The following is a 7954-nucleotide window of genomic DNA, read 5'->3' as shown; positions in this document are numbered from 1 at the left end:
GGTCTTTCCCCCGCAACCCCCGTGTGCGGTGGCCTTCGGCCCGCCCGCGCGGCTGGTGCCGTGGTCGCAGCACTACTCCGTCGCGATCGCGTTCAGGACGTTCATGCGGCCTGCGCGGAAGGCGGGGACGAGGGCGGCGAAGAGGCCGACGAAGGCGGAGCCGACGAAGACCGCGATGATCGTCGGCCAGGGGATCTCGAGGATCTTCAGGCCCTGCAGGGCGAGGAGCTTCTGGGCGGTGGCGCCCCAGCCCATGCCGAGGCCGAGGCCGAGCAGGGCGCCGAAGACCGCGATCACCACGGACTCCAGGCGGATCATGCGGCGCAGCTGGCGGCGGGAGAGGCCGATGGCCCGCATGAGGCCGATCTCCCGGGTCCGCTCGACCACCGACAGCGCCAGGGTGTTCACCACACCGAGGACCGCGACGATGATCGCGAGGGCGAGCAGGCCGTAGATCATGTTCAGCAGCTGGCCGATCTGGTCCTTCAGCGCCTTCTTGTAGTCGGTCTGGTCGCGCACGGTCAGCTGCGGGAAGCCGTCGTGCAGGGCCGACTTCAGCGCCTTGTAGGCGGCCGCCTGCTGCCCGTCCCTGGCGGTGGCGAAGACCAGCTGGTCGAGCGGCATCCGGTCGGCGGGCACGTACTTGGCGAGCGTGGCGATGGAGGTGTACTTGGCGCCCTGGTCGATCACGTCGTCGCTGCTGGTGATGGCGCGGACCGTCAGGTGGGCGGTGGAGCCGTTCCGGAAGGCGACGGTGATCTTCGAGCCGAGGTGGATGCCGTGGGCCTCGGCGAACTTCTGGTGGACGGACATCGAGTCGGGCAGGTAGGCGTCCTGGAGGTTGCCGGCGACGGTCTTCTTGCGCAGGTCGCTGGCGTAGGTCGGGTCGGCCGCCGTGATGTCGGTGTCCTTGAGGGTCTGCCCGTCCGGGGTGGTGAAGTCGGCCACGGTCGGCCGGTACTCGGTGACCCGTGCGAGCTGCGGGGTGCTCTTGATGAGCCTGACCGCCTGAGGGGTGATCAGCTGCTGGTTGTCCGGCTGGACGATGAAGTCGGTGCCGACGGTCTTGTCGAGCTGGTCGGTGGCCGAGGCCACCATGGAGGAGCCGACCACCGAGAGGCAGGCGACCAGGGCGAGGCCGATCATCAGGGCCGCGCCGGTGGCGCCGGTGCGGCGCGGGTTGCGCAGCGCGTTGCGCTCGGCCATCCGGCCGACCGGGCCGAAGACCCGCAGCAGGACCATGCCGAGGACGCGGACCAGGCCGCCGGCGAGCAGCGGGCCGATCACGACGAAGCCGACCAGGCTGAGCACCACGCCGAGGCCCAGCCAGCCCGAGCCCGCCTTGGCCTTGTCGGCACTGGCGGCGACGTAGAGGCTGGCGCCGCCGGCGCCGGTGAGGACGAGGCCGATCAGGGCGCGGACGACGCCCGACCTGGTGTCGGTGGGGGTGCCGGCGTCGCGCAGGGCGGCCATCGGGGAGATCCGGCCGGCGCGCCGGGCGGGCAGGTAGGCGGCGAGGACGGTGACGACCACGCCGAGCAGCAGGCCGAGGGCGGGGGTGGTCCAGGCGACGGTCAGGTCGTCGGTGGACAGGTGCATGCCCATGTTGCCCATGAGCTTCATCAGGCCGACGGCGATGCCGACGCCGGCGCCGACGCCGAGCACGGAGCCGATCACGCCGAGCAGCAGGGCCTCGACGAGCACGGACCGGTTGACCTGCTTGCGGGAGGAGCCGATGGCCCGCATCAGGCCGATCTCCCGGGTGCGCTGGGCGACCAGCATGGAGAAGGTGTTGATGATCAGGAAGATGCCGACGAGGAAGGCGATCCCGGCGAAGCCGAGCATCGCGTACTTCATGACGTTCAGGAAGCTCTGGACGCTCTTCTGGTTGGCGTCGGCGACCTCCTTGGCGGTCTGCACCTTGTAGCCGCGGCCGAGCGCGGCGGACACGTTCCTCTTCAGCTGCGCGTCGCTCACGCCCTTGGCGGCGGTGACGTTGACGTCGGTGTAGACGCCGGTGCGGCCGATCAGGGTCCGCTGGGCGGTCTCCTTGTCCAGGTAGAAGATCGCCGCGCCGGGGTTGGTCACCTTGAAGGCGGCGATGCCGGACACGCGCGCGTGGTGCGTGCCGACGACGGAGATCATGCCGATGTCGTCGCCGAGCCCGAGGTGGTGCTTGTGGGCGGTGTCCTCGTCGACCATCACCTGGTCCGGGCCCTTGGGCGCCGCACCGGAGGTGATCTTCATGGTGCGGGCGTCGTTGCCGTTCCAGCTGCCGACGATGGTGGGCGCGCCGCTGGTGGGCGACAGCTTGTCCTTGTGGGAGTCGACGACGGTCACGGAGGTGGAGAACACAGTGCCCTCGGCGGACCTCACGCCCCGGACCCCGCGCACCTCGCCGAGCACGGAGGCGGGCATCACGGGCGGCTTTCCGGTGCGGGAGGTGGTCTCGCCGCTGCCGGAGGAGTCCTTGGCGCTGACCGTGACGTCCGAGGAGGTCGCCTGGAACAGCTTGTCGAAGGTGGTGTTCATCGTGTCGGTGAACACCAGCGTGCCGCACACGAAGGCGACCGAGAGCAGGACGGCGACCGCCGAGAGGGCCATGCGGCCCTTGTGCGCGAAGAAGTTGCGCATCGAGGTCTTCAGGACGGTCATGACGTACGGCCCCGGGCGTCGAAGTCCTTCATGCGGTCGAGGACCTGATCGGCCGTCGGCTGGTACATCTCGTCGACGATCCGGCCGTCGGCGAGGTAGAGCACGCGGTCCGCGTAGGAGGCGGCGACGGGGTCGTGGGTGACCATCACGATGGTCTGGCCGAGTTCGTCGACCGAGCGGCGCAGGAAGCCGAGGACCTCGGCGCCCGCGCGCGAGTCGAGGTTTCCGGTGGGCTCGTCGCCGAAGATGATCTCCGGGCGGGCGGCGAGCGCGCGGGCCACGGCGACGCGCTGCTGCTGACCGCCGGAGAGCTGGGTCGGCCGGTGCTTGAGGCGCCCGGCGAGCCCGACGGTCTCCACCACGCGGTCCAGCCAGGCCCGGTCCGGCTTGCGGCCGGCGATGTCCATGGGCAGCGTGATGTTCTCGATCGCGTTCAGCGTCGGCAGCAGGTTGAACGCCTGGAAGATGAACCCGATCCGGTCCCGGCGCAGCTGGGTGAGCTTCTTGTCCTTCAGGCCGGTGATCTCGGTCTCGTCCAGGTGGATCTGACCGCTCGTCACGGTGTCGAGCCCTGCGAGGCAGTGCATCAGTGTGGACTTGCCGGACCCCGAGGGGCCCATGATCGCGGTGTACTGGCCGCGGGCGATGTCCACGTCGACGTGGTCGAGGGCGACGACGCGGGTCTCGCCGGACCCGTACGCCTTGACGACCTGTCGCGCCCGCGCGGCAACGGCCGTACGCCCTCCAGTGCCCCCGTGCCTGGGAATGGTCACAGCCGATGTCACGGTATGTCTCCTATGTCGGTTCGCGGATCCGTCCGGTGCCCCGGTGCTCCGGGGCGTCGTCCTGGGTACGTCGATGAGTCTCGCGTCCGGCGGGGGTGCCGCGCGCTGGTGCGAAGCCCCCTCTTGCTCGGGGGAAAACCCCACCCCCGCCGGTCCTGCCGGCCGCCCCCCAGCGGCGTAAAGCCAGATTAAGGACCGCGCCCGGCCCGGCTCGTCCTCCGCCGGGACGAACCCTCCCCGAGCCTTGGTACGGAGGACCCCCTAGGGGTGCTCCACCGCCGGGTGGAGCCTTTCTCGGGGTCGCCTCCACCCTTCGGCGCCCCGGGCCTCCGCCCTCCCGTCGTGTCAAGGGCGGTTCGTCCGGCGCGTGGGAGGCTTTCGCACCGGACATGCTTGCAGGGGGCACGGGAGTGTCCCGGCGGGGAGAGCTGGGGGAGGGGTCCGTGGGGAGTACGACACCAGCGATACGCGGCGGCGCGGCCACCGAGCGGGGCACGCGCGGCAGAGGCGCGGTCGTCGCGGCGCTGATGCTCTCGATGGCGCTGGCCGCGCTGGACGCCACCATCGTCTCCACCGCCGTACCGCAGATCGTCGGCGACCTGGGCGGGTTCTCCGTCTTCTCCTGGCTGTTCTCCGGCTATCTGCTGGCCGTCACCGTCACCCTGCCGGTCTACGGCAAGCTGTCCGACACCTTCGGCCGCAAGCCGGTCCTGGTGGCGGGCGCCGCGGTGTTCCTGCTGGGCTCGCTGCTGTGCGCGGGCGCCTGGAACATGGCGGCGCTGATCGCCTTCCGGGTCGTGCAGGGCCTGGGCGGCGGGGCGCTGCAGGGCACCGTGCAGACACTGGCCGCCGATCTGTACCCGCTGGCGGAGCGCCCGAGGATCCAGGCCAAGCTGTCCACGGTGTGGGCCGTGTCGGCGGTGGCCGGACCGGGCGTCGGCGGGGTGCTGGCCGCGTACGCCGACTGGCGGTGGATCTTCCTTGTCAACCTGCCCATCGGCCTGGCCGCGTTGTGGCTGGTCGTGCGTCATCTGCACGAGCCCGAGCGGGAGAAGCCGGCCCGCGCGCGCGTGGACTGGGCCGGGGCGCTCACGGTGTTCGCGTGCGGCGGGGTGCTGCTGACCGCGCTGGTGCAGGGCGGGGTGGCGTGGCCGTGGCTGTCCGCCCCCTCGGTCGCGCTGTTCGCGGCGGGACTGGCGCTGGCCGCGGCCGTCGTCCTGGTGGAGCGGCGGGCGGCCGAGCCGGTCATCCCGGGGTGGGTGTGGCGGCGGCGCACGATCGCGGCGGTCAACCTGGCGCTCGGCGCGCTGGGGCTGCTGATGGTGGCGCCGAGCGTGTTCCTGCCGACGTACGCCCAGTCGGTGCTCGGGCTGGGCCCCGCGGCCGCCGGCCTGGTGCTGTGCGTGTGGACGCTGACCTGGTCGGGTTCGGCGGCGCTCAGCCAGCACGTCTACCGGCGCATCGGCTTCCGGGACACCGCGCTGATCGGCATCGGGCTCGGCGCGCTGATCCTGCTCGCGTTCCCGTTCCTGCCCTATCCCGGGTCCTGGTGGCAGCCGATGCTGCTGATGCTGGCGCTGGGCGGGGCGCTGGGGCTGTTCCAGCTGCCGCTGATCATCGGGGTGCAGTCGACGGTCGGCTGGTCGGAGCGGGGGACGACGACCGCGTCGGTGCTGTTCTGCCGGCAGACCGGGCAGACGGTGGGCGCGGCCGTCTTCGGGGCCGTCGCCAACGGGGTGCTGGCCGCCCGGCTGGGCGGGGCGGGCGACCTGGACTCCGTCACGCGCGCGCTGGACGCCGGTACGGCCCCGGAGGCGACCCGGCGGGCGATCGCCGACGCGGTGCACGCGGTCTACTTCGGCGCGGCCTGCGCGGCGGCGCTGGCCTTCCTGGTACTGCTGCTGGTGGCTCCGCGACGGTTCCCGGTGCGGCAGGAGCAGCCCTAGCCGGCGCCCCCAGACGGCGGCCGTCACGGCGGCCCCCGGTCAACACCCCGGGCGGGGACCCGTTTTCGCACAGGTAAGCGCATACCGACCGGCCAGTTCGGTGAAAACGCCACGCGCCGCGAACTCCGCGAGTAGCGTGCGTGGCTCCGCTCCCACCCCCCACCTCCCTGCGGTCCGCCGCCACGGACCCGAGCCACGCAAGGAGCCCCGGGATGTCCTACGACCATCCGCACGCGTCGTACCCGTCGAACCTGACCCACCCCTGGCAGCCCGCACCCCCCGAACCGCCCCGGCCGAGCCCCCGGCCGCCCCGCGAGCCCCTCGGCCACCACAGCGACCTGCGCGTCCTGCGCAGCGCCTACCGCTGGCAGCGGCGCACCGCCACGCTCACCGCGCTCGGCTACTTCACGCTGTTCCTGGTGCTGTCCGCGTTCGCGCCCGGCTTCATGACGAGCACGCTCGCCGACGGCATCCCCGCCGGCCTGCTGCTCGCCCTGCTCCAGGTCCCCGTCACCTGGCTGGCGATCGCCCTGTACGAGCACACCGCGCGCCGGCACGTCGACCCGCTCGCCGACCGCATCCGCAGACAGGCCGAGCTGGACGCGCGACGAGGAGCGGTGCGATGAACGGCTTCAGCGGCACCGCCCAGTCCATGTCCCTGGTCGCCTTCTCCACCGTCGCCACCGTGACCCTGCTGCTGTGCGTGATGACCGGCCCCGACGGCGACGACCTCGACGAGTTCTACACCGGCTACGGCTCGCTGTCCCCGCTGCGCAACGGCCTGGCCATCGCCGGCGACTACATCTCCGCCGCCACGGTCCTCGGCACCGGCGGCGTCATCGCCCTGTGCGGCTACGACGGCGTCGTCCTCGCGCTCAGCACGGCGCTGTCGCTGATGCTGCTGATGTTCCTGCTGGCCGAACCGCTGCGCAACGCGGGCCGGTTCACCATGGGCGACGCGCTGGCCCGCCGGCTGCCGGGTCGCGCCGTGCGCATGACGGCCTGCGCGGTGACCATCGCCGCGCTGCTGCCGCTGATGCTGGTCCAGCTCGCCGGAACCGGGCAGCTGATGGCGTTCATCCTGGGCTTCTCCAACGAGTCGCTGAAGACCGGATGCGTCGTGGGACTCGGCGCCCTGATGATCGCCTACGCGGCCATCGGCGGCATGAAGGGCACCGCGCTCATCCAGATCCTGAAGATCGTCATGCTGGTCGGCTCGGGCGCCGTGATCGCCGTGCTGATGCTGCGCCGCTTCGACTGGGACCCGGGCGCCCTGTTCGCCGCGGCGGCCCGGCAGAGCGGTGCCGGGCCCGCCTTCCTGCACTCCGGACTGGAGTTCGGCAGCGGAGGCAGGTCCCGCCTCGACATGATCGCCTCGGAGCTGACCGTGGTGCTCGGCGGCGGCTGCCTGCCGCACGTCACCATGCGCATGTACACCGCCTCCAGCGCCCGCCAGGTGCGCCGCTCGATGTCCTGGGCGGTGTCGATCGTCGCCCTGTTCGTGGTGATCATGACGGTGGTCGGGTTCGGCGCCACGGCGCTGGTCGGCCGGGCGGCGATCTCCGCGGCCGACCCGCAGGGCAACACGGCGTACCTGCTGGGCTCGCGCGCGGTGTTCGGCGCGGACGTGTCGACGGCGGAGAGCTTCCTGTTCACCCTGGTGACCACGGCGCTCTTCCTCACCCTGCTCGCCTCGGTGGCCGGGATGATCCTCGCCTGCGCCAACTCCCTCGCCCACGACGTCTTCGCGGCCCGGGTGCGGGAGATGCCGGCCCGCCGGGAGATGGCCCTGGCCCGCCTGTCGGCGCTCGCCATCGGCATCCCCACGATCCTGCTGGCCACCATGGTGCAGCACCACAGCCTGCAGCCCCTGGTGACGCTCTCCTTCTGCCTGGGCGCCTCGGCCATCGCGCCCGCCCTGGTGTACGGCCTGTTCTGGCGCCGCTACACCCGCGGCGGGCTCCTGAGCACCCTGATCGGGGGCACGCTGACGGTGCTGCTGCTGATGCCGGGCACCGATCTCGTCTCCGGGTCGCCGGTCTCCGCGTTCCCGAACGCCGACTTCAACTGGTTCCCGTTCACCACGACCGGCATCGTCTCCATCCCGGCCGGCTTCCTCTTCGGCTGGCTCGGCACGGTCGTCTGCGGCCGCGGCAAGGCGGAACAGCAGCGGCACCAGTACGAGGCGGTCGAGGGGTGGATCCTGGCGGGGGCGGCGCGCAGATGACCCGGCGCGGGGACCGGGCGGCCCCTACTCCAGCGCCGCCTGCCCCGTCAGGGAGCTGAGGCTGTTGCGGACGCGGTCCATCTCCGCCCGCACGTGGTCCCAGGTCTCACCGTGCTCGCGCAGCACGCGTTCCGTCTCGCAGGCGATGCGCTCCTCGCGCCCGCGCGCACCGGTGACGATCTCGGCGGCGCGCGCGACCGCCTCCTCCTGGCAGCGGCGCGCGTACTCGTCGGCCTCCCCGAGGGCCTTCTTGGCCTCGGCGACCAGGTCTACAACCGGCTGCTCAACGAGCGGATCATCTTCCTCGGCCAGCAGGTTGACGACGACATTGCCAACAAGAT

Annotated in this window: 6 protein-coding genes; 4 read left to right on the top strand and 2 right to left on the bottom strand. The window is 71.9% G+C overall.

Annotation, left to right across the window (positions count from 1 at the left end; genetic code table 11):
• Positions 1 to 72 precede the first annotated feature (72 nt).
• Both ACWEN3_RS35895 and ACWEN3_RS35890 read right to left on the bottom strand, forming a co-directional pair.
• Complete coding sequence (locus ACWEN3_RS35895; protein WP_452979708.1) at positions 73 to 2655, bottom strand: ABC transporter permease; 2583 nt, start codon at positions 2653 to 2655, stop codon at positions 73 to 75.
• Entirely contained in the window at positions 2652 to 3440 is a 789-nt protein-coding gene (locus ACWEN3_RS35890; protein WP_452979706.1) for an ABC transporter ATP-binding protein, read from the bottom strand. The genes ACWEN3_RS35895 and ACWEN3_RS35890 overlap by 4 nt, the downstream gene beginning before the upstream one ends.
• Positions 3441 to 3883: 443 nt before the next feature.
• Here ACWEN3_RS35890 and ACWEN3_RS35885 point away from each other — a divergent pair, with 443 nt between their 5' ends.
• The 4 genes from ACWEN3_RS35885 to ACWEN3_RS35870 all read left to right on the top strand — a co-directional run.
• On the top strand, positions 3884 to 5386 hold the full coding sequence (locus ACWEN3_RS35885; protein WP_452979703.1) for an MFS transporter: 1503 nt from the start codon (positions 3884 to 3886) through the stop codon (positions 5384 to 5386).
• A gap of 212 nt (positions 5387 to 5598) precedes the next feature.
• Positions 5599 to 6012 carry a DUF485 domain-containing protein gene (locus ACWEN3_RS35880; protein WP_452979701.1) on the top strand — a complete coding sequence of 138 codons (414 nt, stop codon included), beginning with the start codon at positions 5599 to 5601 and terminating at the stop codon, positions 6010 to 6012.
• Positions 6009 to 7613 (top strand): sodium/solute symporter, encoded by a 1605-nt coding sequence (locus tag ACWEN3_RS35875; protein WP_452979698.1) that lies wholly within the window; start codon positions 6009 to 6011, stop codon positions 7611 to 7613. Before ACWEN3_RS35880 ends, ACWEN3_RS35875 begins: the two co-directional genes overlap by 4 nt.
• Before the next feature lie 207 nt (positions 7614 to 7820).
• Positions 7821 to 7954, top strand: a 134-nt coding sequence (locus ACWEN3_RS35870; protein ID WP_452979711.1) for an ATP-dependent Clp protease proteolytic subunit, incomplete at its 3' end; no start/stop codon positions are given.

The sequence above is a fragment of the Streptomyces sp. NPDC004561 genome (genome assembly GCF_053602155.1).
The sequence above is the reverse complement of the archived record's forward strand: the minus strand, read 5'-3'. Positions and strand labels throughout refer to the sequence as shown.

Excerpts from the sequence above, each read along its gene's own strand:
- ACWEN3_RS35880 (WP_452979701.1), top strand. The coding sequence starts at position 5,599 with ATGTCCTACGACCATCCGCACGCGTCGTACCCGTCGAACCTGACCCAC.
- ACWEN3_RS35895 (WP_452979708.1), bottom strand. The coding sequence starts at position 2,655 with ATGACCGTCCTGAAGACCTCGATGCGCAACTTCTTCGCGCACAAGGGC.
- ACWEN3_RS35875 (WP_452979698.1), top strand. The coding sequence starts at position 6,009 with ATGAACGGCTTCAGCGGCACCGCCCAGTCCATGTCCCTGGTCGCCTTC.